This is a genomic window from Lactobacillus sp. CBA3605, assembly GCF_002970915.1.
In the GTDB taxonomy this organism is placed as follows: domain Bacteria; phylum Bacillota; class Bacilli; order Lactobacillales; family Lactobacillaceae; genus Lactiplantibacillus.
This window is the reverse complement of the sequence record NZ_CP027190.1, coordinates 2,310,228-2,333,481: the sequence shown is the minus strand read 5'-3', so window position 1 is coordinate 2,333,481 and position 23,254 is coordinate 2,310,228. Positions and strand designations below refer to the sequence as shown.

Annotated in this window: 15 protein-coding genes, 13 tRNA genes, 3 rRNA genes, 1 riboswitch and 1 other annotated feature; of the genes, 8 read left to right on the top strand and 23 right to left on the bottom strand. The window is 44.5% G+C overall.

Features of this window, described 5'->3' with window-relative positions; genetic code table 11:
• Window positions 1-169: 169 nt before the first annotated feature.
• A complete protein-coding gene (leuS, locus tag C5Z25_RS11305; RefSeq protein ID WP_105452664.1) occupies window positions 170-2,593 on the bottom strand; it encodes a leucine--tRNA ligase in 2,424 nt (807 codons plus the stop codon).
• Between the two features lie 88 nt (window positions 2,594-2,681).
• Window positions 2,682-2,887: a binding site (T-box leader), on the bottom strand.
• Window positions 2,888-3,030: 143 nt separating this feature from the next.
• Between leuS and C5Z25_RS11300 the strand changes: the two genes are divergently transcribed.
• Window positions 3,031-3,687 (top strand): phosphatase PAP2 family protein, encoded by a 657-nt coding sequence (locus C5Z25_RS11300; RefSeq protein ID WP_105452663.1) that lies wholly within the window; start codon window positions 3,031-3,033, stop codon window positions 3,685-3,687.
• A gap of 58 nt (window positions 3,688-3,745) precedes the next feature.
• Here C5Z25_RS11300 and C5Z25_RS11295 read toward each other — a convergent pair whose 3' ends face one another.
• Both C5Z25_RS11295 and metK read right to left on the bottom strand, forming a co-directional pair.
• Window positions 3,746-5,248: an MDR family MFS transporter gene (locus tag C5Z25_RS11295; RefSeq protein WP_105452662.1), complete on the bottom strand. Its 1,503-nt coding sequence runs from the start codon at window positions 5,246-5,248 to the stop codon at window positions 3,746-3,748.
• 136 nt (window positions 5,249-5,384) lie between these two features.
• Window positions 5,385-6,572, bottom strand: coding sequence for a methionine adenosyltransferase (gene metK, locus C5Z25_RS11290; RefSeq protein WP_105452661.1), 1,188 nt, complete (start codon window positions 6,570-6,572; stop codon window positions 5,385-5,387).
• A riboswitch (SMK box riboswitch) is annotated at window positions 6,570-6,711 on the bottom strand. Its footprint overlaps the gene before it by 3 nt.
• Window positions 6,712-6,819: 108 nt before the next feature.
• Between metK and C5Z25_RS11285 the strand changes: the two genes are divergently transcribed.
• Entirely contained in the window at window positions 6,820-7,539 is a 720-nt protein-coding gene (locus C5Z25_RS11285) for a hypothetical protein (protein WP_105452660.1), read from the top strand.
• A gap of 90 nt (window positions 7,540-7,629) precedes the next feature.
• Here C5Z25_RS11285 and mmuM read toward each other — a convergent pair whose 3' ends face one another.
• Window positions 7,630-8,565, bottom strand: a complete 936-nt coding sequence (gene mmuM, locus C5Z25_RS11280) for a homocysteine S-methyltransferase (protein ID WP_105452890.1) — start codon at window positions 8,563-8,565, stop codon at window positions 7,630-7,632.
• Between the two features lie 102 nt (window positions 8,566-8,667).
• On the opposite strand from mmuM, the gene C5Z25_RS11275 reads away from it, so the two are divergent.
• The 3 genes from C5Z25_RS11275 to C5Z25_RS11265 all read left to right on the top strand — a co-directional run bounded on the left by C5Z25_RS11275 (window position 8,668) and on the right by C5Z25_RS11265 (window position 11,837).
• Window positions 8,668-10,047 (top strand): amino acid permease, encoded by a 1,380-nt coding sequence (locus tag C5Z25_RS11275; RefSeq protein WP_105452659.1) that lies wholly within the window; start codon window positions 8,668-8,670, stop codon window positions 10,045-10,047.
• 317 nt (window positions 10,048-10,364) lie between these two features.
• Complete coding sequence (locus C5Z25_RS11270) at window positions 10,365-11,198, top strand: metallophosphoesterase family protein (protein WP_105452658.1); 834 nt, start codon at window positions 10,365-10,367, stop codon at window positions 11,196-11,198.
• Window positions 11,199-11,315: 117 nt separating this feature from the next.
• Window positions 11,316-11,837, top strand: coding sequence for a GNAT family N-acetyltransferase (locus C5Z25_RS11265; RefSeq protein WP_105452657.1), 522 nt, complete (start codon window positions 11,316-11,318; stop codon window positions 11,835-11,837).
• 69 nt (window positions 11,838-11,906) lie between these two features.
• Here C5Z25_RS11265 and C5Z25_RS11260 read toward each other — a convergent pair whose 3' ends face one another.
• The gene (locus C5Z25_RS11260; RefSeq protein ID WP_105452656.1) at window positions 11,907-12,395 is read right to left on the bottom strand and encodes a hypothetical protein; all 489 of its coding nucleotides are present in this window, start codon (window positions 12,393-12,395) and stop codon (window positions 11,907-11,909) included.
• A 466-nt stretch (window positions 12,396-12,861) separates the two neighbouring features.
• A complete protein-coding gene (locus C5Z25_RS12535) occupies window positions 12,862-13,032 on the bottom strand; it encodes a hypothetical protein (protein WP_158682945.1) in 171 nt (56 codons plus the stop codon).
• Window positions 13,033-13,310: 278 nt separating this feature from the next.
• Between C5Z25_RS12535 and C5Z25_RS11255 the strand changes: the two genes are divergently transcribed.
• Window positions 13,311-13,598, top strand: coding sequence for a hypothetical protein (locus C5Z25_RS11255; RefSeq protein ID WP_105452655.1), 288 nt, complete (start codon window positions 13,311-13,313; stop codon window positions 13,596-13,598).
• A 532-nt stretch (window positions 13,599-14,130) separates the two neighbouring features.
• Here C5Z25_RS11255 and C5Z25_RS11250 read toward each other — a convergent pair.
• Window positions 14,131-14,316: an IS3 family transposase gene (locus C5Z25_RS11250; protein ID WP_234002808.1), complete on the bottom strand. Its 186-nt coding sequence runs from the start codon at window positions 14,314-14,316 to the stop codon at window positions 14,131-14,133.
• A gap of 177 nt (window positions 14,317-14,493) precedes the next feature.
• Between C5Z25_RS11250 and C5Z25_RS11245 the strand changes: the two genes are divergently transcribed.
• Window positions 14,494-14,895: a site-specific integrase gene (locus C5Z25_RS11245; protein ID WP_158682944.1), complete on the top strand. Its 402-nt coding sequence runs from the start codon at window positions 14,494-14,496 to the stop codon at window positions 14,893-14,895.
• A 357-nt stretch (window positions 14,896-15,252) separates the two neighbouring features.
• Entirely contained in the window at window positions 15,253-16,515 is a 1,263-nt protein-coding gene (locus C5Z25_RS11240) for an ISL3 family transposase (protein WP_105452889.1), read from the top strand.
• Between the two features lie 150 nt (window positions 16,516-16,665).
• Here the strand turns inward: C5Z25_RS11240 and C5Z25_RS11235 are convergent.
• The 16 genes from C5Z25_RS11235 to C5Z25_RS11160 form a co-directional block, all read right to left on the bottom strand.
• Window positions 16,666-16,750 (bottom strand) — tRNA-Leu (locus tag C5Z25_RS11235).
• Between the two features lie 49 nt (window positions 16,751-16,799).
• A tRNA-Cys gene (locus tag C5Z25_RS11230) sits at window positions 16,800-16,870 on the bottom strand.
• A gap of 21 nt (window positions 16,871-16,891) precedes the next feature.
• A tRNA-Gln gene (locus C5Z25_RS11225) sits at window positions 16,892-16,963 on the bottom strand.
• Window positions 16,964-16,970: 7 nt separating this feature from the next.
• Window positions 16,971-17,043: transfer RNA gene (locus tag C5Z25_RS11220), tRNA-His, on the bottom strand.
• 5 nt (window positions 17,044-17,048) lie between these two features.
• Window positions 17,049-17,122: transfer RNA gene (locus C5Z25_RS11215), tRNA-Trp, on the bottom strand.
• 10 nt (window positions 17,123-17,132) lie between these two features.
• A tRNA-Tyr gene (locus tag C5Z25_RS11210) sits at window positions 17,133-17,215 on the bottom strand.
• 5 nt (window positions 17,216-17,220) lie between these two features.
• Window positions 17,221-17,293: transfer RNA gene (locus tag C5Z25_RS11205), tRNA-Phe, on the bottom strand.
• 55 nt (window positions 17,294-17,348) lie between these two features.
• Window positions 17,349-17,421, bottom strand: a tRNA-Val gene (locus C5Z25_RS11200).
• 4 nt (window positions 17,422-17,425) lie between these two features.
• Window positions 17,426-17,498 (bottom strand) — tRNA-Glu (locus tag C5Z25_RS11195).
• Between the two features lie 21 nt (window positions 17,499-17,519).
• A tRNA-Ser gene (locus C5Z25_RS11190) sits at window positions 17,520-17,609 on the bottom strand.
• Window positions 17,610-17,626: 17 nt separating this feature from the next.
• Window positions 17,627-17,699: transfer RNA gene (locus C5Z25_RS11185), tRNA-Asn, on the bottom strand.
• A gap of 5 nt (window positions 17,700-17,704) precedes the next feature.
• A 5S ribosomal RNA gene (gene rrf / locus C5Z25_RS11180) occupies window positions 17,705-17,821 on the bottom strand.
• Window positions 17,822-17,895: 74 nt separating this feature from the next.
• Window positions 17,896-20,816, bottom strand: a 23S ribosomal RNA gene (locus tag C5Z25_RS11175).
• Window positions 20,817-20,974: 158 nt separating this feature from the next.
• Window positions 20,975-21,047: transfer RNA gene (locus tag C5Z25_RS11170), tRNA-Ala, on the bottom strand.
• A gap of 29 nt (window positions 21,048-21,076) precedes the next feature.
• Window positions 21,077-21,150: transfer RNA gene (locus C5Z25_RS11165), tRNA-Ile, on the bottom strand.
• 87 nt (window positions 21,151-21,237) lie between these two features.
• Window positions 21,238-22,811: ribosomal RNA gene (locus C5Z25_RS11160) — 16S ribosomal RNA — on the bottom strand.
• The 16S, 23S and 5S rRNA genes sit together here with 13 tRNA genes alongside, the layout of an rRNA operon.
• Window positions 22,812-23,254: the final 443 nt, after the last annotated feature.

The window sequence follows — 23,254 nt, the reverse complement described above, 5'->3', positions numbered from 1 at the left end:
TGTAACCCACTTTCTTAGTTCAATCTTAACTATTTTAGATGAAATATAGTGAACTTGCAATTTAATTCTAAACTTCTGGGCGACTTTAATCGAACCTTAACGAACCGCAACCTGATCAGACAAAAAAAGCCTGAGACTTCGCCTCAGACTTTTCGCATTATTATCAACTTTAATTAGCGACAATATTAACTAATTTGCCAGGAATCGCAATCACTTTGCGAATCGTTTTACCTGCCGTAAATTCTTGCACCTTGGCATCCGCTAAAGCTAATTTTTCAAGTTCAGCTTGACCAAGATCTTTGCTAACTTCCGCATGTGAACGGACTTTACCATTAACTTGCAAGACAATTTGCACCGTTGCTTCGACTAGCTTAGATTCATCATAAGTTGGCCACATCGCATACGTAATCGTCTTTTCGTGACCTAACAATGACCAGAGTTCTTCAGCCAAATGCGGCATAATTGGCGCAATTAACTTCACAAGCCCTTCAATGTAAACGATTGGTAAATCATCCACTTTGTAAGCTTCGTTAACAAAGACCATCATTTGTGAAATAGCAATATTAAACCGCATCGCTTCATAGTCGGCCGTAACCTTTTTAACCGTTTCGTTATAGACTTTCGTTAACTTACCGTCGTTAAAAGTCGTTACCCGATCACGGACGCGATTATTTTCATCCACAATTAATCGCCAAACCCGTTCAATCCACTTATTAGCACCATGTAAGCCATCCGTGCTCCATGGAATCGATGCTTCCAATGGTCCCATAAACATCTCATAGAGGCGTAACGTATCGGCCCCATATTGGTCCACAATATCATCTGGATTAACAACGTTACCACGTGACTTAGACATCTTTTCATGGTTATCGCCTAAAATCATGCCTTGGTTAACGAGCTTTTGGAATGGTTCTTTGTTTGGAACCACGCCCAAATCATATAGGAACTTGTGCCAGAATCGTGCATACAATAAATGGAGCACCGCATGTTCAGCACCCCCAACATACAAGTCGACGGGTGACCAATACTTGAGCTTGTCATAATCGGCTAAAGCATCTGGATTGTGCGGATCAATGTAACGTAAGAAGTACCACGAACTCCCTGCCCATTGTGGCATCGTGTTCGTTTCACGCTTCCCTTTACGGCCATTTTCATCGACCACATTAACCCAATCGTCAATGTTAGCTAATGGACTTTCTCCGGTTCCGGAAGGTTCCAAGTTCTTAGTTGCTGGTAAGCGTAATGGCAATTCATCTTCTGGCACTAATGTGGTTTCGCCATCTTCCCAATGAATTACAGGAATTGGTTCACCCCAATACCGTTGCCGTGAGAAGATCCAATCTCGTAACCGATAATTGACTTTCTTTTCACCACAGTCATGGGCAGCTAACCAGTCGATCATTTTATCAATCGCTGGTTGCTTTTCGAGACCATCCACGAGACCAGAATTGATATGAACGCCATCGCCCGTGTAAGACTGGCTAGTATAGTCATTCTCACCAGCAATAACAGGTTTGATTGGTAAGTCGAACTTCTGGGCGAACTCAAAATCACGATCATCATGCGCTGGTACAGCCATAATGGCCCCAGTCCCATAAGAAGCTAAAACGTAATCAGCAATCCAGATGGGGAGTTTTTCGCCGTTAACTGGGTTAATGCCGTAACTCCCAGTAAAGACCCCGGTCTTATCTTTGTTTAGATCAGTTCGTTCCAAATCAGACTTGGTCGCAATCTTAGCCTTATAAGCTTTAATCGCATCAGCCTGAGCCGGCGTGGTTAGGCTTTCAACGAGGGCATGTTCTGGTGCTAATACCATGTAACTAGCACCGTATAACGTATCTGGCCGAGTTGAGAAGACTTCGATGACCTGATCGTCATGGTCCGCAACTTTAAACTTAATCGCAGCCCCGATCGAACGGCCAATCCAATTCCGTTGTTGTTCTTTAATATTTTCAGGCCAATCAATATCATCTAAATCATCAATCAACCGATCAGCATACGCTGTAATCTTTAAGCTCCATTGTTTCATTGGCACCCGATAAACGTCGTAGCCACCACGTTCAGTCTTGCCATCAATGACTTCTTCATTTGAGACTACAGTCCCGCCCATCATATCTGGCGCCCAGTTAACGAGCGTTTCAGATTCATAGGCTAAGCCTCGTTTGTATAATTGTTCAAAAATCCATTGGGTCCATTTGTAGAACGTCGGGTCCGTCGTATTAACTTCGCGATCCCAATCATAGGAAAATCCCAATGACCGAATCTGACGTTTAAAGTTTTTAATATTTTGCGCTGTAAAGTCCTTCGGGTTGTGACCCGTTTTTAAGGCGTACTGTTCGGCTGGTAGTCCAAACGCATCCCACCCCATTGGATGTAATACGTTGTAGCCTTGCATCCGTTTCAACCGTGACATGATATCCGTCGCAGTATATCCTTCTGGATGACCGACATGCAACCCTTGACCAGATGGATATGGGAACATATCCAAAGCGTAATATTTCTTTTTATCCGTTGTATCTAACGTCTTGAACGTTTTGTTAGCTTTCCAATAATGTTGCCACTTGCGTTCAATAATTTGATGATTATATGCCATGCTAGTGCCCCTCTCTTGGTACTGGTTTATGTATCTAAGTGTCAGTTGGCGACTCAGGTTACAAAAAAAGCCTATAAGCAAAAAGCGCTTATAGGACGAAAACAGGTTCCGCGGTACCACCTATGATTCCACGTTGCCGTGGCCTCTTGGGAATCTTAACGCGAAACCACGTCCGTCTTGTAAGTTGAGCCGGAAGACTCGAAGGTAAGTTCAGCGTCGCTAATTCCTCGTTCTCAGCGCCCACGAGGTTTCTGAAAATCAGCTTGGCTTACTAGTCCTTGTCAGAGTCGTAAAGTTATTGCTACCTATGTTAGCAAATTCGGCTTACTTTTTCAAGGGCTCGCACGGTTAAAAACGTGGTTTCTCACGCACTGGACCCGGTTACAACGACAAAACATGCTATAATCAGGACAAACAATCTTGATTGGAGGACTCCGATGGCTAAACTTCATTGGCAACGACGTGATGGGGCAATGTTAGTCGTGTTTTTACTATGGCTCGGCTGGACCTGGGCCGTTTGGCGTCAAGCCTCGTTTATTAAAACTTTTGATACGCACATCGCATGGCCGCTACATCAAAGTCCGGCTTGGTTACAAAACGGACTAGTTGCCTATACACAGTTGGGAAATTCAGTGCAAGTGACCTTCATCACCGTAGCAATCGGCTTGCTATTAGTTTGGTGTCATCAGCAACGGGCCACACTATTTTTTTGGATTAATACTTGGGGCTTAGCTGCTTATGGCAATTATTTTATCAAACAACTGATTCAACGTCCCCGGCCAACTGCATGGCGGCTCATTGAGATTGGGGGCTATAGTTATCCCAGCGGCCACTCCACAACAGCGACCGTATTAGTCGGTAGTTTGTTAGTTATCGCCTATGATCAACTGCAGAACCGCTCGTTAAAACGCGGCCTGTTAGTCGGCGGTTGCGTCCTGATTTTACTAATGATGATCAGTCGCATCGTCGTCGGCGTCCATTACCCTAGCGATACTGTGGGAGGCGTCTTACTTGGGAGCTGTCTCTTATATTTGAGTACCCGCTTGAGTCAAGGACAACGTATTGGCCCCTTAACCCCGAAAAATGTGCCATAAAAAACCGTAGTTTGAACGTCGAAATAGGCGCCAAGCTACGGTTTTTATTAAACTTTAGTTAGTTTGCTTTATTTTTTAACTTAGCCGCATGTTGCGCCGCAGTCAGCTGTTTGCCACGGTCAAAACTATTCACAATTAGCGCTAAAATCACGAGACCAAGACCAATTAGATAGACCCAATGCAGCCCGGTATAAAGAATTCCATGTAGCGTTGGTCGGAGCTTTGCGGGTAAACTCGTCGCCGTCTGTGGATTAATCAGTTTATTCATCATTGCCATATTAGTACCTGCATGCTGTTGAATGCCTTGATTCATCCCGACATTTAGAGCAATCCCAAAGATCGAAATCATTAAGGTCTGTCCGATTGTCCGACTCAACGTGTTAAACGATGTCGCTACCCCCACATTTTCTGGGGCGACGAGGTGCTGTGACGTTACCGTCGTTGCGGTGATGGTAATTCCAAAACCAACGCCCCCAATCGCGGTAATCAAGAAGAACCAGCCAAAGGCCGTTGAAACCGGTAAGAGTGCCAGGCAAATACTAGTAACCAGAATAAACATTAAACTTAAATAGATAATTTTCCGTGGCGCCCATTTAGCCAACAATCGGCCCGTCACGAAAGACCCAATAATCCACATTAACGAACTTGGCGTTACCGCAAAACCTGCTAGGGATGCTGGCACACCAAGAATACCTTGAGTCCACGTGGGAATGTATACTTCGACGGCCATCAAGAAGCCACTCACTAACGCCGCCACGGCATTTTGAATGACAAACGTATGATTCTTGAATAAGTCCAACGAAATCACAGGTTCTGCGGTACGACTCTCACGGCGAATAAATAACCACAGACTAAAGCCGCTTAACAGCCATGCCATGATAACCGTAGCCCAACTAATTGTCGCATTTCCAAGTAATTGGAAACTCAACATCAAGCATAGTAAAAATAGCATTAACCAGAAACTACCCAAATAATCGACTTTACCCTGCCGCTGCCGCTTAGGTTCTCGTAAATAGACTTGAAATAAAACTAAGGTAATCAAGCCCACGGGCACATTGATGAAAAAGATCCAATGCCAACTTAACTTATCAACAATGATGCCCCCAATTAAGGGCGCCAAGACTGAGGCAATCCCCCAAGCCGAACTATTAAAGCCCAGCACTTTGGCCCGCCGTTCAAATGAATAAATGTCCGCAATAATGGTCATGGCTACCGGCATCAGTGCACCAGCCCCAATTCCTTGGATGGCTCGCCAGAAAATCAGGACTGGCATGGAATCAGATAGGCCACTCATCATCGAGCCGATAATAAAGATAATCAATCCGGCTTGCATAACTGGTTTACGACCAATTAAGTCCGTTAATTTGCCATAAATTGGCGTCATCATGGCGTTGGTCAATAAATAAATTGAAAAAACCCAGTTCATTAATGCAACCCCGTGCAGGTCGCCGACAATTGTTGGCAAGGCCGTTGACACGATGGTCCCTTCGATAGCGCTCATGAACGTGGCCACGTATATCGCAATCGTAACCGCGATGACGTTGGTTTTACGTTGTTGCATGTGTTTTACTCCTTCTATGTTTGAAAAATAGCACAACCTGCTCGTTACTCAGGCCGCAAAAAAAGCGACCTGTTAAAACAAGGTCGCTTTTAGCGTCGAGTACCTACAGACCGTAACGAAAAATCGTTACGTTTATTTAGTTAAATTCAGCTTTTAAAGCAGCTACTTTATCAGTATGTTCCCAAGGCAAGTCAACATCCGTCCGACCGAAATGACCGTACGCAGCAGTTTGCCGATAAATTGGGCGTTGTAAGTCTAACATCTTAATAATCCCAGCGGGCCGCAAATCAAAGTTTTGGCGAATCGCTGTAATTAACGCATCATCACTGACCTTACCGGTACCAGCCGTATCAACCGCAATTGAGACTGGTTCGGCAACCCCAATAGCGTATGCTAGTTGGACTTCAACCTGATCAGCCAAGCCAGCAGCAACTAAATTTTTCGCAATGTAGCGAGCCGCATAACTTGCAGAACGGTCCACTTTGGTCGCATCCTTACCAGAGAAAGCCCCGCCACCATGATGAGCGAACCCACCATAAGTATCGACGATAACTTTCCGACCAGTTAAACCAGCATCCCCTTGGGGCCCACCGATAACAAAACGGCCAGTTGGGTTAACCAGATATTTGGTTTGGTCATCTAACAATTCGGCTGGAATGACTGCCTTGATTACTTGATCAATCACCGTTTGTCGAATTGTGGTTAACGAAACGTCAGGATCATGTTGGGTGGACAAGACGACCGTGTCAATCCGCTTAGGTTGATTCTGAGCATCATATTCAACCGTAACTTGGGCTTTCGCATCTGGGCGCAACCACTTGATGGTCCCAGCCTTGCGTAAAGTTGCAATTTGACGCATCAAACGATGACTTAAAGCGATTGGAAGTGGCATTAACTCAGGTGTTTCGTTAATCGCATAGCCAAACATCATCCCTTGATCGCCGGCCCCAATTTGATCCAATGGGTCCGCGTCACCTTCACGAGTTTCCAAAGAATCATCAACACCTTGGGCAATATCTGGTGATTGTTCATCCAACGAAACTAAAACGGCACAGTTATCACCATCAAACCCATATTGGCCATCAACATAACCAATTGATTTAATCGTATCACGTACAACTTTTTGAATATCAACATAGGCTTTGGTCGATACTTCCCCAAAGACTAATACTAACCCAGTGGTTACTGAAGTTTCAACAGCAACCCGGGCTTGTGGATCTTGTTCTAACATGGCATCTAAAATGGCATCACTGATTTGATCCGCGATTTTATCGGGATGACCCTCAGAAACTGATTCAGATGTAAATAGGTGTCTTTCACTCACTTTAAAATTCCCCCTTGAAAAATTGCGGTTACAAGGCATCTAAGAGTAACTACCACGGCTACTTTCACAGCCATTGCCAGTCCGTTGCGACGTTTCCAGTCTCAACCTCTTATCCTCTCGGGAACGGCTCATAACTATATTACACTATCACAATCAACAGAATTTTTAAAGAATCTTACCAAATTATTGACTGGCTCGCCGTCTATCGTTAGGATTGTAATAATACCTACAGAAAGACGTTGGCCATATGATTCGAATTGGAAAAATAAAATTAAACCGTGACTATGTTCACCTAGTCCTTTTCATGATTGTTCAAAGTATGATTTGTTGGTGGGCTGCGCTGGATTACGGGCGTTCCTTCCAAACTGCACAATTCTCATCCGCACAACTCCCGCTCATCGGGTATACGTTAGCCATCACGGCAACGATTTTTATTATTTTGGACCGGCGAATTGCGCCCCAATGGAGTTTAGTTGCCATTGGTATTTCGGTGGCATTGGCCCTGACAAGCATCATCGCTAAGGAATCCGAATTATTATACTTACTGTTAACAGGGAGTGCGTGGTTGCTGATTATGGCTATTCCCCGTTTTGGCATGCAAAATTATTTCGGGTTAACCGTCTTCAGCATTGTCATGACGTATACGATTCCAGTGGCCGTTTTTTATTTACAAAATAATTATTTATCGACGACCTTTTTATGGAAATTAGCCCCGTTAATGGCGAGCTATCTTTTCTTATACGTGCCAAGTTTTAGTCATCAACGCCAGATTAACCAGCTTATTTCAGCGATTACCGGTCTTTTATTAGTGGTCGTCATCTTTTTACAACCTTTGACTTGGCAAACTATCCTAGCAATCTTAGTTACCATCGCCGTTTGGTTTAGTCAACAATCGTTCGGACGGATGCGGTTTCATTTATTAATTAATGCAGCCGTTCAACTAATTCTCATGTTCTTACTTTATTAATCCCATTTTGACCGACCTGATAGTCAAATAAAAACAGGCCCTGCAAGCAGTTTATAACTTCTTACAGGGCCTGTTTTATTTTTTTAGGCCTTAAGCTGGCTCATGAATCAAGCTAGCAACGGTCTGAATATCGGTTGGGGTCGTCCGACAACACCCACCAATAATTTGGGCACCGGCGGCCAACCAAACCGGGACAAATGATGAAAATTGATGACTTAAGCTTGTCGTTTGCCACGTTTTTGTAATCGGATCATATTCATCGCCTGAATTTGGATACACGATCAATGGCACCGACACCGCTGCTCGCAACGTTTGCAGGGCTGGTTCAATATTTTCTAAAGTGGTACAGTTCACCCCAACCGCTACCACATTTGGTTGCGAAGCGACCCACTGGGCGGCCGTGGCAAGGCTAGTCCCATCACACAACGTTTGCGCATCGCGAATACTAAAGCTAACCCAGTAAGGCTGGTTGGGATAAGTCGTTGTCACTAAGTGCACCAATGCTTGAACTTCTTTAAAGTTAGGCATCGTTTCTAAGGCCAGTGTATCAACTCCAACCGCCATCATTAACTCCAGCCGTTCCCGGTGAAATGCTTGATAGTCCTGCGCCGTTAACTGATAACGACCGGTGTATTCACTACCATCCGCTAAATAGGCCCCATAAGAGCCGATACTGCCGGCCACAATCCCCGCAAAGTCAGCGTGTTGCGCCGCATAGTCATCACGTGCTTGATTTGCGAGTTTGACCGCTGACTGAATTAACTCGCGCGCCTGCGCTGCTGGAATCCCAGCAGCTTCAAAGGCTGGCACGTTAGCTTGATACGTATTCGTAATCGCAATCTGCGCGCCGGCAGCAAAATAACTTTGATGTACCGCCGTAATTGCCGCTGGTTGGGTGAGCATGGCCGTCGCTGACCATAAAGCGCTGTCGGTCGCAACACCTCGTTTTTCTAATTCGGTCGCCATCGCCCCATCCAAGACAGCGGGACCCATTTTTAATAGCGTTTTCAATGACTTTTTTGTCATACTAATATTCCTTTCTGACCCAAAATTATGGTATTCTAATTGCATTAATAGTTTACTCATCTTATTCTAATTATTTCAAACTTGCAAGGAGTGCCTTTATTTATGTCTAAACAAACTCATCTTAATCGCCAAATGGAATCACGGCACGTCTTAATGATTTCACTCGGTGGGGTCATTGGGACTGGACTCTTTCTCAGTTCTGGCTATACCATTCATGAAGCGGGCCCAATTGGGACGCTACTCGCTTACACCATCGGTGCCGTCTTAGTCTACCTAGTGATGCTGTGTCTGGGTGAACTAGCGGTTGCCATGCCTTACACCGGGGCGTTTCACGTCTATGCCAAAAAATATATCGGTCCCGGGACTGGATTTACGGTCGCCATTCTATACTGGCTGACTTGGACGATTGCGTTAGGTTCCGAGTTCACTGCCGCCGGGTTAATCATGCAGAACTGGTTCCCACACGTTGCCACCTGGCTTTGGAGCTTACTTTTCATGGTCGTCATTTTTACCGTTAATGCCCTATCTGTCCGCTGGTTCGCTGAAGCCGAATTTTGGTTTGCCAGTATCAAGGTCGTTGCGATTATTATATTTATCATTTTAGGTGGCTTAGCGATTATCGGCTTACTGCCACTGCAGGGACATTCGAGTGCCCCTTTGCTTGCTAATTATTACAAAAATGGGTGGTTTCCCAATGGCTTTGGTGGCGTCTTTACGACGATGCTCACCGTTAATTTTGCCTTTTCAGGAACCGAGCTCATCGGCATTACTGCAGGTGAAGCCAAAGATCCCGCCCATACGATTCCAATTGCTATTCGGACCACGTTATGGCGTTTGATCATCTTCTTTGTTGGTAGTATGTTCGTGATGGCTGCTTTGATTCCTTATCAAAAGGCTGGTGTCACCCAGAGCCCCTTCGTCTTGGTCTTTAAAGAAATCGGCATTCCCTATGCGGCCGACCTCATGAATTTTGTCGTGTTAACGGCCATTATGTCCGCCGCTAATTCCGGCCTATATGCCTCAACGCGGATGTTATGGTCGCTCGCCAATGAAGGCACGATTCCCAAAATATTTAAACGGACTACTCGCCGAGACGTCCCTTTGATTGCCCTGATAACGAGTATGTTAGGTGGCATTCTCGCATTACTGTCTAGTGTGTATGCGGCTGGTTCTGTTTACCTCGTCTTAGTCTCAATTTCCGGTTTAGCAGTGGTCATTGTTTGGATGGCAATTGCCTTATCAGAAATTAATTTTCGTAAGGCCTACGTTAAGAGTGGCAAAAATCTGGCTGACTTAACTTATAAAACACCTGGCTATCCGGTAGTGCCTTGGCTCGCCTTTATTTTAAGCGGCCTGTCTTGCATTCTGATTTGGTTTGACCCCAATCAGCGTATTGCGCTTTACTACACGTTACCCTTTATCGCGATTTGCTACCTCGGCTATTACCTCAGTCAAAAAATCAAACAACACCATCAAAATTAATGCAAAAGTCTGACAAATTGTCAGGCTTTTTTGTTTGAACGCAACCCCACTATTACTAGCCTTAAACTGATTAATCAATTAACACTGTCACACTGCATTTTATGCTAAAATAAAAACCGTCGTCATCCCGGAGGACAACCACGGCTTTGAAACGAATTGGCTTGAATATACGTGCTAATATATTACTTCGTTCCGTAATATAGTATACCAGATTTAAGTGGCGTTGTATTTATCAGCGTTGGTTGCTAACCGATTTTTAACGAATAGTAAACTTTACTAACCGCATCAACTGTTATTCACGAAAGGATTTCTTTAATATGCAAAAAATTGCAGTTCTATCTGATATTCATGGTAATGCGACCGCCCTTGCTGCCGTTTTAGCCGACGCTCAAGCACAAGGGGTAACCGAATACTGGACTGTTGGTGATATTACTGTCCGTGGTCCAGAACCCGAGCAGTGTATGGCTTTACTCGATCAAGTCCAGCCAACCGCTTACGTTCTTGGGAATCATGAAGAAAATTATGGTAAAGTTTTAACCGCCACCCCCACTGACTTTAATCAACCCAAGCAAATCATGGCAACCATCTTAACCGCTTACGATCGCCAACAATTAACTTCAGCACACTTTACGAAACTTTTACATTTACCCTTAACGGTCACTAAGCACATCGGTTCGCTCACAATTCGCTTGCAACACGTCTTACCACAGCGCACACGAGGCCACGCCTTAGCGCCAACTGCTGAACAAGCTAACTTTGACCAAGCCGCCACTGGACAGCCAGATATCGTCATCTACGCCCATACGCATCAGCCCTTAATGCGTTATTCTACTACCGGCCAATTGATTTTAAATGCCGGCACCGTTGGCTTACCGACTGCACCATGGCCGGCGTTAAGATCACCCCGGGCCATGTATTTATTACTAACATTTGACGCCCAGGGTCTAACTAGCATTGACTACCGAAAAGTAGCCTTTGATTGGCAACAAGCGATCAAGATTGCACAGGAACATACCCTACCCTATTTAGAATTTTATGAGCGCACACTCCGTACGAATGCCTACCAGTACGCGCCAAATACCGTGGCCGCCTATAATGATGCTCATGCGATGGCCGCCCGAGCACAAGCCATTCTGGCAACTAACGATTAATTGAAAAATTACTAAGAAACAGGATTAAATAGTTCCAATCTCGTGTGATTTCTGTATACTGTTAAAGTCAGCGTTTTAAACACAAACGTTGGGCAGTTAAGAGAGGAGTCACAGATAATGTATTTTAAAAAAGCAACCCTTGATGATATTGACACTATCATCGATATTTTAAGCGATGGGCGTAATCAATTAGCCGAGGCCGGTGTCAACCAATGGCAAGGCGATTACCCATCACGCAATCAGATTACCGCCGATATCATGCAAGGATCCGCCTACTTATTCAATGCGGATGATAGTGCTACAGTGGGGGCAGTCGCCGTGGTACCGTCGCCAGATGCTACCTATGACACGGCTAATGCCACTTGGTTAAACACCACGGCGCCATATGTCGTTATCCATCGCGTGGCAATCCATTCCAGCCACGCGGGGCATGGTTACGCCACCCAACTTTTTGAAAAAATCATTGCACATATTACCAAAGAACATCCAGCTATTAAAAGTATCCGGATTGATACCCATGCCGATAATTTAGCCATGCAGCATTTGATTGCTAAAATGCAATTTGAGCGCGTTGGCGAGATGGTTGGGGTTTACCATCAAGACGATACCTGCTACGTCTATGAGAAGCTAATTAAGTAAGATAAACACCGATTAATCAATCAGACCAATCCGTCTGTTAGATTAATCGGTGTTTTTTAAATATCGGTGTTAATATTGAGACTGCCAGTCGATGCTGGTCTGATTAAATCCAGGTTGTTGCAACAAAAAGGCCAACTGGAATTGTCGAGTTGGTTGATCCAAAAATAGATACTGCCGGGGCACCACAAAGTTTTCAAACCGATGCCTCAACATCGCTAAGCTAATTTTAGGAATTTGAACAAATGCTATAATTGGCAGAATTAGCCCCGTATTCTTAGCAGCAAAGTAAGTTTTAATTTCATGATAGTCATCATGCTGAAATTGTTGCCCTAGCCGTGCCAAAGTAGCCGCATCTCCAGTAATGGGCTGATTGCACTTAATAAACAGCTCAATCCCACCTTCAGCGCCTGTAGTATAAACGAATGCTTGAAACGGCTTTTGATAGAAGCGCCGGCGATACTCAATAATCTTCGTCTGATTAATAATAGCTTGCGTATTTTCTGGATGTAGTGATAGTAGTAAGGTTGGTAGATCTGGATCATATATCGTTAAGGTCAATTTATCCCCTCCTTTTTTTGCTAAGGACGAATCTACAATTGAAGTGCAACACATAATTGAACAAAAAAATCCCATAGCGGGTACAATTACTCAACAACCAAGAAAAGCAAAGGGGTACTCGCTATGAACTATCACCATTTACTATATCTGAACAAGAAAGTATCTTAGAACTTTCTGCTAAAGGCATAACAATTCGGGCAATCGTCTTACGATCCACAGCAAACCGTACAACAGTATCTACTCGTGTCATAGTCGGCTTCTGTAGATAGAGAATACCGGATAGTGCCGATGTAGCCTTACGTCCTTACTGCGCTGGCACTCTACCTTGTATTGGGACAATCGATAAACTTAATCATGATTTTGGATCGTACATGATACCTTAGCAGCGACTTGATAGACAACTGGTCTTTAGGCAGAACCGTTGCATATTCAATGTCATCCTCCATTAACTCTGGTAAACCGACGTTCACGTGTCTTCCAAGTAATAGTAATTAGTCAACACTGGCTTTGTATTACGTAGATTTTTTTGATACTCGGACTTCACCGTACGTTTATGACTATCACGATAAGCCTTAACTCCTGCTTTGGCCCCTAGGATTGCAATTGCTTCAATTTGTTCATTCGTCAGCTCTGTCAAGCTACTCTCACTCCTCATTTACTTAGTTAATATCGCACAACTATCATTTTGATCTGAAAAAGTCAGTTAAGTTAACACACCTTTTGTGAATTAACTTAATTAAGCTCAGGTAATTATTTCATTACTAACCTAAAATTAAACACCTTTAATTTTAGGTTTCTTTTGCTCTATCCACACAGCTACAAAAACACTAAAATCTATATTTACTCAATCAATATTTGGAACTATACTCTCCGCATCAAATTAATTTGAAATCATTTTACACGGAGGATACATTTATGAAATCTGCATTTAAATACTCAACACTCTTGTTAGCCTCAGCCTTAGTATTAGGTATCAGCACCTCTTTTGTGAAGGCCTCTGCAGACACAGCTACTAACTCTATTGTTACTACAGAAACAACTATTCCCACCACAGCAAGCACAGCTACACTTCCAGCAATTCATCCTACAACTCGTATGTGGGTCGATTCTGATGGCGATGAAGTTACGCAAGATTGGCAAGAAATTATGAACGGCGCTTGGGCGGGTGCAAACGTAGAAAGCGGCGGTCATTACTTTGATTGATTTTATATATTCAATCTAAAATTTAAACAAGTTTACTTTTTATTAATTTAAGAAACATGGTGAGCGGTGTGCATAACCTACTTCAGTTATTTAAAGACTACTTATCTAGCTTACCAATCTTCATAATTAGTTTTTACTTTGTAACAGCTCAGCCTAGTGGTCACTTTGTTTTTATTTTGAATCCACTTAATCTTTTACTTCTATTTTCCTACTTGCTAACATATCCGGTAGCACTACATTGGTTGCCTGCCTTGCACAATGATTCTCTTTACATGCAATCCTATGTTACACGGGGAATTAGTAATAATCCACGACATACGATACTACACGATCAACTAAAATTTCGCGATGATATAACCAATATGCTAGTTATTTGGGCCTTGCATGGGATTCTTTTTATAGTTTCTATTCCTGTTGTAGCAGTTATGGGTAGCACTAAAATCGTGAATTATTTAGTTCACAATAGATAACTACGATGAAAGGTCAGCCGGTGCGGCCTCGTGTCAAGTAGACAATCAAATAATTAAAATTATTATGCAATTTTCTTGACGGCATGATTTCGGTATTCTACTGGGGTCATGCCGTTTAGTGTTGTTTGACGGCGAGAATTGTTATACCAATCCATAAAATTCGCTACTAACCCAATAATCGCTTTCAATGATAACGGCCTCTCAAAGTCAAAACATTCCGTCTTCATATGGCTCCACAGGCTTTCCATTGGACTGTTGTCACCGGGTATTCCTGGACGAGACATACTATGTGTCACGCCGGCTCCGGGTTTTCACTTTGCATGGTCTCGCATGGATTCCGAAAATACAAAAAAACCTTCATATCAAAGATATGAAGGCCATGCAAAGGTACCGAAATAGCTATTAGTACCGGCGATGGTGATTTCTTGCCTACAAAAACTAAATCATCCAACCGAGTTGTTACGGCACCACCCTACCTCATTAAGTTACTTGGTAGCCTGCATCAAGAACAGATTGCAGCAGGTATTCAGAATAACTTACACCTTGTTTTTATGGGGAAATTTAGCAGTAAAGTCCCTAGTGATAATTCAGTCAACAAATCACTTAGGGCGGCACATGAAAGACTTGGTATTAAAAAGATTACCTTTCATGGATTACGTCACACACATGCAAGCTACCTACTCTACAAAGACGTGTCTATTTATATAATTGCACAACGTCTGGGACATTCGGACGTAGGCATCACACAGCGCGTCTATGCGCACGTCATTGCAGAGCTTGCACAACAACAGGCAGTTAAGATAGATAACGCACTAGAACAATTTTAATATGTAAAAGAACCCGGGTTAGACCCCGGTTTTCTTGTCGAAATTTTAGAGCATATAGTTAAAAAGTGCACCAAACATGCACCAAAGTGCACCACCATAAGTGCACCATAATTGCTGTACATCATGTGGCACAAGGGATTTAAGTACACGGTTTGATTTGGGAGACCATCCCTAACTTTGTAATATTGGAAAAGCCGAAAAGTGCACCAAAGTGCACCATGAACTTATTTTGGTTCTATGATATTTGGTGTTGATGGAGAAATCCATCGACACCATTTTTGTAAAAAAAAAGAGGCATACCACCTCTACGTGCTACAATCAAGTCGACGAAAACTAATTGAAAGCGAGAAGATTAATATGTCTCAAGACCAGTCTACAAGAATTCTTCTACAAATTAAAGACCAAAATATAACTAATTTTAAAATTCAAGATAATAGCCGGGATGCTTTACGGATTTACGCGGATCTTTCCTATTCAATTAGTGTTTGCCCACGTTGTGGGCAACACGAAATCGTTCGAAATGGTTTTAAAACGGTTAATATCAGAATTTCCAACATCAGCGAGCGAACGGCATTGTTAATTTTACGTAAGCAACGCTTTCTCTGTCGGGCTTGCGGTCATAGCCTACTTGCCCAAACCCCCGTAGTGGCCAAGCAACATCAGATTTCTCAACATGTTAAGCACCGTATTACTACAGCACTAACAGAAGACCGCACAATGGTCAATATTGCCGCAGAGTACAATGTATCAACTAATACTGTCAGTCGTCAATTAGTTGCTTTGGGGAAACAAACTAGACCAGCCTATGATGGTCTACCAACTACTTTATGCATCGATGAATTCCGTTCTACCGGGAAACAAATGAGTTTCATCGCTATTGATGCACAGAAACACGACCTCATTGCCATTCTTCCAGGACGTAGAACTAAAGAGATTAAGGCATTCTTCTTAAATCATTACTCCTTGAAAAATCGCCAGCAAGTGACCCAGGTTGTGATGGATTTTAACGCAAACTATTACACCATTATGCACAGTATTTTCCCTAACGCCAAAGTTGTCGCCGACAACTTTCATTTAGTTCAAATGGTCTTACGATCCTTAAACCAGACTCGTGTTCAATTGATGAAAAGATTTGCCCCAGACACTCGTGAATACCGCGTGCTTAAGTATTACTGGCGGCTCTATCTCAAAGATTATTCAAAACTTGAAAAAGATAAACCACAATGGTTTTCGCATTTAAAAGACCATCTAACTCAGGAACAACTAATCCTGGAGGGACTGGATCTGAATGAAGAATTTGCGAACACTTATTATTCAGCTCACGAATTAGTCGAGGCCATTCGTAGTCGAAACTATGTCGCATTTATTGAAGCTTTAGGTAGAGTTGAGAACGTTAGTCCTCAGCTCTTACAAACGATTAAGACCTTTATCAAGAATAAGCAATTTATTAAAAACATGACGGAATGTTCACTCTCAAATGGGCCCATCGAGGGTGTTAATCGTAAAATCAAACAAATAAAACGAACAGCTTATGGCTACCGAAACTGGATGAATTTTAATTATAGAATACAGATTGAATTCAAAATAAAAATAAAAAAAAGAAGCCCAATTCGTAAATGAATTGAACCCCAATTTTCCTCATCAACACCGGTTGACAAAGAACCCTTATTTTCTATAGTTTTGCATGGTTTATGAAAAAACAAAAAAGCCGTTATATCAATGATATAACGACTTCTCAAAGGTACTTAGAGCTTCCTGAAAACCTCTTAGTACCGGCGATCGGGGTCGAACCGATACTCCCTCAACGGGAACTGGATTTTGAGTCCAGCGCGTCTGCCAATTCCGCCACGCCGGCAAAATGGAACTAAATATGAAACTGATCAGGATTATAACCTTTTCAGGAAAGGCGGTAACCGGATTTGAACCGGTGATGAAGGTTTTGCAGACCTCTGCCTTACCACTTGGCTATACCGCCATCATTTTTTGCCCAACCCAATTGGGTTAGCTGGATTCGAACCAGCGCATGATGGAGTCAAAGTCCATTGCCTTACCACTTGGCTATAACCCAATCAAAGGGCGGTATGTGGGAATCGAACCCACGCGTGCCGGAGCCACAATCCGGTGCGTTAACCACTTCGCCAATACCGCCAACATGGCAGGGATAGTAGGAGTTGAACCCACACCGACGGTTTTGGAGACCGTTGTTCTACCATTAAACTATATCCCTATGAAAAAAATGGAGGGAAGTGGATTTGAACCACCGAACCCGAAGGAGCGGATTTACAGTCCGCCGCGTTTAGCCAGACTTCGCTACCCCTCCATAAATGGCGCGGGACGGAATCGAACCGCCGACACATGGAGCTTCAATCCATTGCTCTACCGACTGAGCTACCGAGCCAAATAATCATTATGATGAAGTCTATTCAATTTTTCTAACGGCCTAAGCCATTAAATGGAGGATACAGGGCTCGAACCTGTGACCCTCTGCTTGTAAGGCAGACGCTCTCCCAACTGAGCTAATCCTCCATGATGACCCCTACGGGATTCGAACCCATGTTACTGCCGTGAAAGGGCAGTGTCTTAAACCACTTGACCAAGGGGTCATATTTACTATATCTAACTAACGGAGAGTAAGGGATTCGAACCCTTGAAACAGGTATAACCCGTTTACAGCATTTCCAATGCTGCTCCTTCAGCCACTCGGACAACTCTCCATGGCTTACGTAGATAACTCCGACAGGCGGGCTCGAACCGTCGACATCTTGATTAACAGTCAAGCGCTCTACCAACTGAGCTATGTCGGAATATTGCATGGCAACGTCCTACCCTCGCAGGGAGCGATCCCCCAACTACTCTCGGCGCTAAGAAGCTTAACTTCTGTGTTCGACATGGGAACAGGTGTATCCTTCTTGCCATCGTCGCCACACTATTGAGAAACTTGTGCTCTCAAAACTAGCTAATATCAAATTGTATTTTTCATCTTACCGGAACACCAATTACTTGGTTAAGTCCTCGACCGATTAGTATTAGTCCGCTTCACACGTCACCGTGCTACCACTTCTAACCTATCTACCTGATCATCTTTCAGGGGTCTTACTTCCATAAAGGAATGGGAAATCTCATCTCGAGGTGTGTTTCACACTTAGATGCTTTCAGCGTTTATCACATCCATACGTAGCTACCCAGCGATGCGCCTGGCGGCACAACTGGTACACCAGAGGTATGTCCATCCCGGTCCTCTCGTACTAAGGACAGATCCTCTCAAATTTCCTACGCCCGCGACGGATAGGGACCGAACTGTCTCACGACGTTCTGAACCCAGCTCGCGTACCGCTTTAATGGGCGAACAGCCCAACCCTTGGGACCGACTACAGCCCCAGGATGCGATGAGCCGACATCGAGGTGCCAAACCTCCCCGTCGATGTGGACTCTTGGGGGAGATAAGCCTGTTATCCCCAGGGTAGCTTTTATCCGTTGAGCGATGGCCCTTCCATACGGTACCACCGGATCACTAAGCCCGACTTTCGTCCCTGCTCGACCTGTCTGTCTCGCAGTCAAGCTCCCTTGTGCCTTTACACTCTGCGAATGATTTCCAACCATTCTGAGGGAACCTTTGGGCGCCTCCGTTACTCTTTAGGAGGCGACCGCCCCAGTCAAACTGCCCACCTGACACTGTCTCCCACCACGCTAAGTGGTGTGGGTTAGAGTGGTCATACAGCGAGGGTAGTATCCCACCAACGCCTCCACCGAAACTAGCGTTCCGGTTTCTATGGCTCCTACCTATCCTGTACAAGCTGTACAAACACTCAATATCAAGCTACAGTAAAGCTCCATGGGGTCTTTCCGTCCTGTCGCGGGTAGTCCGCATCTTCACGGACAATATAATTTCACCGAGTCTCTCGTTGAGACAGTGCCCAGATCGTTACGCCTTTCGTGCGGGTCGGAACTTACCCGACAAGGAATTTCGCTACCTTAGGACCGTTATAGTTACGGCCGCCGTTTACTGGGGCTTCAATTCTGAGCTTCGCCGAAGCTAACCCATCCTTTTAACCTTCCAGCACCGGGCAGGCGTCAGCCCCTATACGTCATCTTACGATTTTGCAGAGACCTGTGTTTTTGATAAACAGTCGCCTGGGCCTATTCACTGCGGCTGATCTTGCGATCAGCACCCCTTCTCCCGAAGTTACGGGGTCATTTTGCCGAGTTCCTTAACGAGAGTTCACTCGCTCACCTTAGGATTCTCTCCTCGACTACCTGTGTTGGTTTGCGGTACGGGTAGTTAAATACTCACTAGAAGCTTTTCTCGGCAGTGTGACATCAGACGCTTCGCTACTAAATTTCGCTCCCCATCACAACTTGTCCTTAAATTGATAAGCATTTGACTCATCAAAAGACTTGTTGCTTGGACATCCTAATCCAACAGGATGCACATCTTAGCCTACTGCGTCCCTCCATCGTTCAAACGCATTTAACTAGTACAGAAATATCAATCTGTTATCCATCGTCTACGCCTCTCGGCCTCGACTTAGGTCCCGACTAACCCTGGGAGGACGAGCCTTCCCCAGGAAACCTTAGTCATTCGGTGGATGGGATTCTCACCCATCTTTCGCTACTCATACCGGCATTCTCACTTCTAAGCGCTCCACAAGTCCTCACGATCTTGCTTCACCGCCCTTAGAACGCTCTCCTATCACGTGACCTAATGGTCACATCCACAGTTTCGGTAGTATACTTAGCCCCGGTACATTTTCGGCGCAGAATCACTCGACTAGTGAGCTATTACGCACTCTTTAAATGGTGGCTGCTTCTGAGCCAACATCCTAGTTGTCTGTGCAACTCCACATCCTTTTCCACTTAGTATACATTTAGGGACCTTAACTGGTGATCTGGGCTGTTCCCCTTTCGACGGTGGATCTTATCACTCATCGTCTGACTCCCGGATATGAATCAATGGCATTCGGAGTTTATCTGAATTCAGTAACCCAAGACGGGCCCCTAGTCCAAATAGTGCTCTACCTCCATGATCCTTCATCCGAGGCTAGCCCTAAAGCTATTTCGGAGAGAACCAGCTATCTCCAAGTTCGATTGGAATTTCACCGCTATCCACACCTCATCCCAGCAATTTTCAACTTACACGGGTTCGGTCCTCCAGTGCGTTTTACCGCACCTTCAACCTGGACATGGATAGGTCACCTGGTTTCGGGTCTACAACCTCGTACTAAAAACGCCCATTTCAGACTCGCTTTCGCTACGGCTCCGACTTTTAAGTCTTAACCTTGCACGGGATCGTAACTCGCCGGTTCATTCTACAAAAGGCACGCCATCACGCATTAACGCGCTCTGACTTATTGTAGGCACATGGTTTCAGGAACTATTTCACTCCCCTTCCGGGGTGCTTTTCACCTTTCCCTCACGGTACTGGTTCACTATCGGTCACTAGGGAGTATTTAGCCTTGGGAGATGGTCCTCCCGGATTCCGACGGAATTTCACGTGTTCCGCCGTACTCAGGATCCTGAACTGAGAACGTTTAATTTAATCTACTGGGCTATCACCATCTATGGCGGATTTTCCCAAATCCTTCGACTATCAAACGTTTTGGTAACTCAAATGTTCAGTCCTACAACCCCAAAGAGCAAGCTCTCTGGTTTGGGCTGTTCCCCGTTCGCTCGCCGCTACTTAGGGAATCGAAATTTCTTTATATTCCTGCTGCTAATGAGATGTTTCAGTTCACAGCGTTTACCTCCGACTAGACTATGTATTCATCTAGCGGTAACAGTTGATTAAAACTGCTGGGTTGCCCCATTCGGAAATCTCCGGATCATAGCTTACGTACAGCTCCCCGAAGCATATCGGTGTTAGTCCCGTCCTTCATCGGCTCCTAGTGCCAAGGCATTCACCATGCGCCCTTGTTAACTTAACCTCATTTTCCTAACGGAAAATGCGATTAATGAGTTTAGCGATTTAAAACTTCTTTAAAAAACTCAAAAAACGCGGTGTTCTCGGTTTAATTATGAAAAATTATATTTGATATTATCTAGTTTTCAAAGAACAAGTTTCATTGACAACCAATGTTGTCAATGGAGAATAACGGGATCGAACCGTTGACCTCCTGCTTGCAAAGCAGGTGCTCTCCCAGCTGAGCTAATTCCCCATAGTGATGCAAGGACAAAAAATCCTCGATGGGCCTAAATGGACTTGAACCATCGACCTCACGCTTATCAGGCGTGCGCTCTCACCAACTGAGCTATAGGCCCAAAAGCGTTATTAAATTGAGAGTTAGACCTCTCAAAACTAAACAAAGTTTCAACAATCATGTGTAAGGTTTCCGTAATATTCCTTAGAAAGGAGGTGATCCAGCCGCAGGTTCTCCTACGGCTACCTTGTTACGACTTCACCCTAATCATCTGTCCCACCTTAGGCGGTTGGCTCCCGAAGGTTACCCCACCGACTTTGGGTGTTACAAACTCTCATGGTGTGACGGGCGGTGTGTACAAGGCCCGGGAACGTATTCACCGCGGCATGCTGATCCGCGATTACTAGCGATTCCGACTTCATGTAGGCGAGTTGCAGCCTACAATCCGAACTGAGAATGGCTTTAAGAGATTAGCTTGCTCTCGCGAGTTCGCAACTCGTTGTACCATCCATTGTAGCACGTGTGTAGCCCAGGTCATAAGGGGCATGATGATTTGACGTCATCCCCACCTTCCTCCGGTTTGTCACCGGCAGTCTCACCAGAGTGCCCAACTTAATGCTGGCAACTGATAATAAGGGTTGCGCTCGTTGCGGGACTTAACCCAACATCTCACGACACGAGCTGACGACAACCATGCACCACCTGTATCCATGTCCCCGAAGGGAACGTCTAATCTCTTAGATTTGCATAGTATGTCAAGACCTGGTAAGGTTCTTCGCGTAGCTTCGAATTAAACCACATGCTCCACCGCTTGTGCGGGCCCCCGTCAATTCCTTTGAGTTTCAGTCTTGCGACCGTACTCCCCAGGCGGAATGCTTAATGCGTTAGCTGCAGCACTGAAGGGCGGAAACCCTCCAACACTTAGCATTCATCGTTTACGGTATGGACTACCAGGGTATCTAATCCTGTTTGCTACCCATACTTTCGAGCCTCAGCGTCAGTTACAGACCAGACAGCCGCCTTCGCCACTGGTGTTCTTCCATATATCTACGCATTTCACCGCTACACATGGAGTTCCACTGTCCTCTTCTGCACTCAAGTTTCCCAGTTTCCGATGCACTTCTTCGGTTGAGCCGAAGGCTTTCACATCAGACTTAAAAAACCGCCTGCGCTCGCTTTACGCCCAATAAATCCGGATAACGCTTGCCACCTACGTATTACCGCGGCTGCTGGCACGTAGTTAGCCGTGGCTTTCTGGTTAAATACCGTCAATACCTGAACAGTTACTCTCAGATATGTTCTTCTTTAACAACAGAGTTTTACGAGCCGAAACCCTTCTTCACTCACGCGGCGTTGCTCCATCAGACTTTCGTCCATTGTGGAAGATTCCCTACTGCTGCCTCCCGTAGGAGTTTGGGCCGTGTCTCAGTCCCAATGTGGCCGATTACCCTCTCAGGTCGGCTACGTATCATTGCCATGGTGAGCCGTTACCCCACCATCTAGCTAATACGCCGCGGGACCATCCAAAAGTGATAGCCGAAGCCATCTTTCAAACTCAGACCATGCGGTCCGAGTTGTTATGCGGTATTAGCATCTGTTTCCAGGTGTTATCCCCCACTTCTGGGCAGGTTTCCCACGTGTTACTCACCAGTTCGCCACTCACTCAAATGTTATATCACTCAGGTGCAAGCACCGTCATTCAACAACCAGAGTTCGTTCGACTTGCATGTATTAGGCACGCCGCCAGCGTTCATCCTGAGCCAGGATCAAACTCTCAAATTAATGATGAGTTCTAAAAAAGCTCATTTAGTACTTGATTTAAAAATTGTTTGTTTACGAATTGACTTCGCAAATGTTTGCTACCAATTCAAGAATTGATAGACCCTACACATTTGATTTGTCGAAACTTTGTTCAGTTTTCAAAGGTCTAATTTGTTGGTTGATTACCTCAACACAACTACTAAAGTTTATCATCATCAGAAGAACATGTCAACAACTTTTTATAACTTATTTTGAATAAACATTCAAGATAACGGTTAAACCGACTCGATATATTCAAAATAATGAGTATTGTTGCATGTCGTTCTTAACGACAAGAAATATAATATCAATAATTACGACTCGGGTCAAGCCTTTTTCTCTAATTAATTGCGAAAAAAGTTTAAAAGTCCTTAGCCATGACAATATATTCTATATTACGGCGAATGTTGCCAAACTTCAAGCCA

Coding starts and splice junctions, on each gene's coding strand:
- leuS (WP_105452664.1), bottom strand. CDS start 2,593: ATGGCATATAATCATCAAATTATTGAACGCAAGTGGCAACATTATTGG.
- C5Z25_RS11300 (WP_105452663.1), top strand. CDS start 3,031: ATGGCTAAACTTCATTGGCAACGACGTGATGGGGCAATGTTAGTCGTG.
- C5Z25_RS11295 (WP_105452662.1), bottom strand. CDS start 5,248: ATGCAACAACGTAAAACCAACGTCATCGCGGTTACGATTGCGATATAC.
- C5Z25_RS11285 (WP_105452660.1), top strand. CDS start 6,820: ATGATTCGAATTGGAAAAATAAAATTAAACCGTGACTATGTTCACCTA.
- mmuM (WP_105452890.1), bottom strand. CDS start 8,565: ATGACAAAAAAGTCATTGAAAACGCTATTAAAAATGGGTCCCGCTGTC.
- C5Z25_RS11275 (WP_105452659.1), top strand. CDS start 8,668: ATGTCTAAACAAACTCATCTTAATCGCCAAATGGAATCACGGCACGTC.
- C5Z25_RS11270 (WP_105452658.1), top strand. CDS start 10,365: ATGCAAAAAATTGCAGTTCTATCTGATATTCATGGTAATGCGACCGCC.
- C5Z25_RS11265 (WP_105452657.1), top strand. CDS start 11,316: ATGTATTTTAAAAAAGCAACCCTTGATGATATTGACACTATCATCGAT.
- C5Z25_RS11255 (WP_105452655.1), top strand. CDS start 13,311: ATGAAATCTGCATTTAAATACTCAACACTCTTGTTAGCCTCAGCCTTA.
- C5Z25_RS11250 (WP_234002808.1), bottom strand. CDS start 14,316: ATGGAAAGCCTGTGGAGCCATATGAAGACGGAATGTTTTGACTTTGAG.
- C5Z25_RS11240 (WP_105452889.1), top strand. CDS start 15,253: ATGTCTCAAGACCAGTCTACAAGAATTCTTCTACAAATTAAAGACCAA.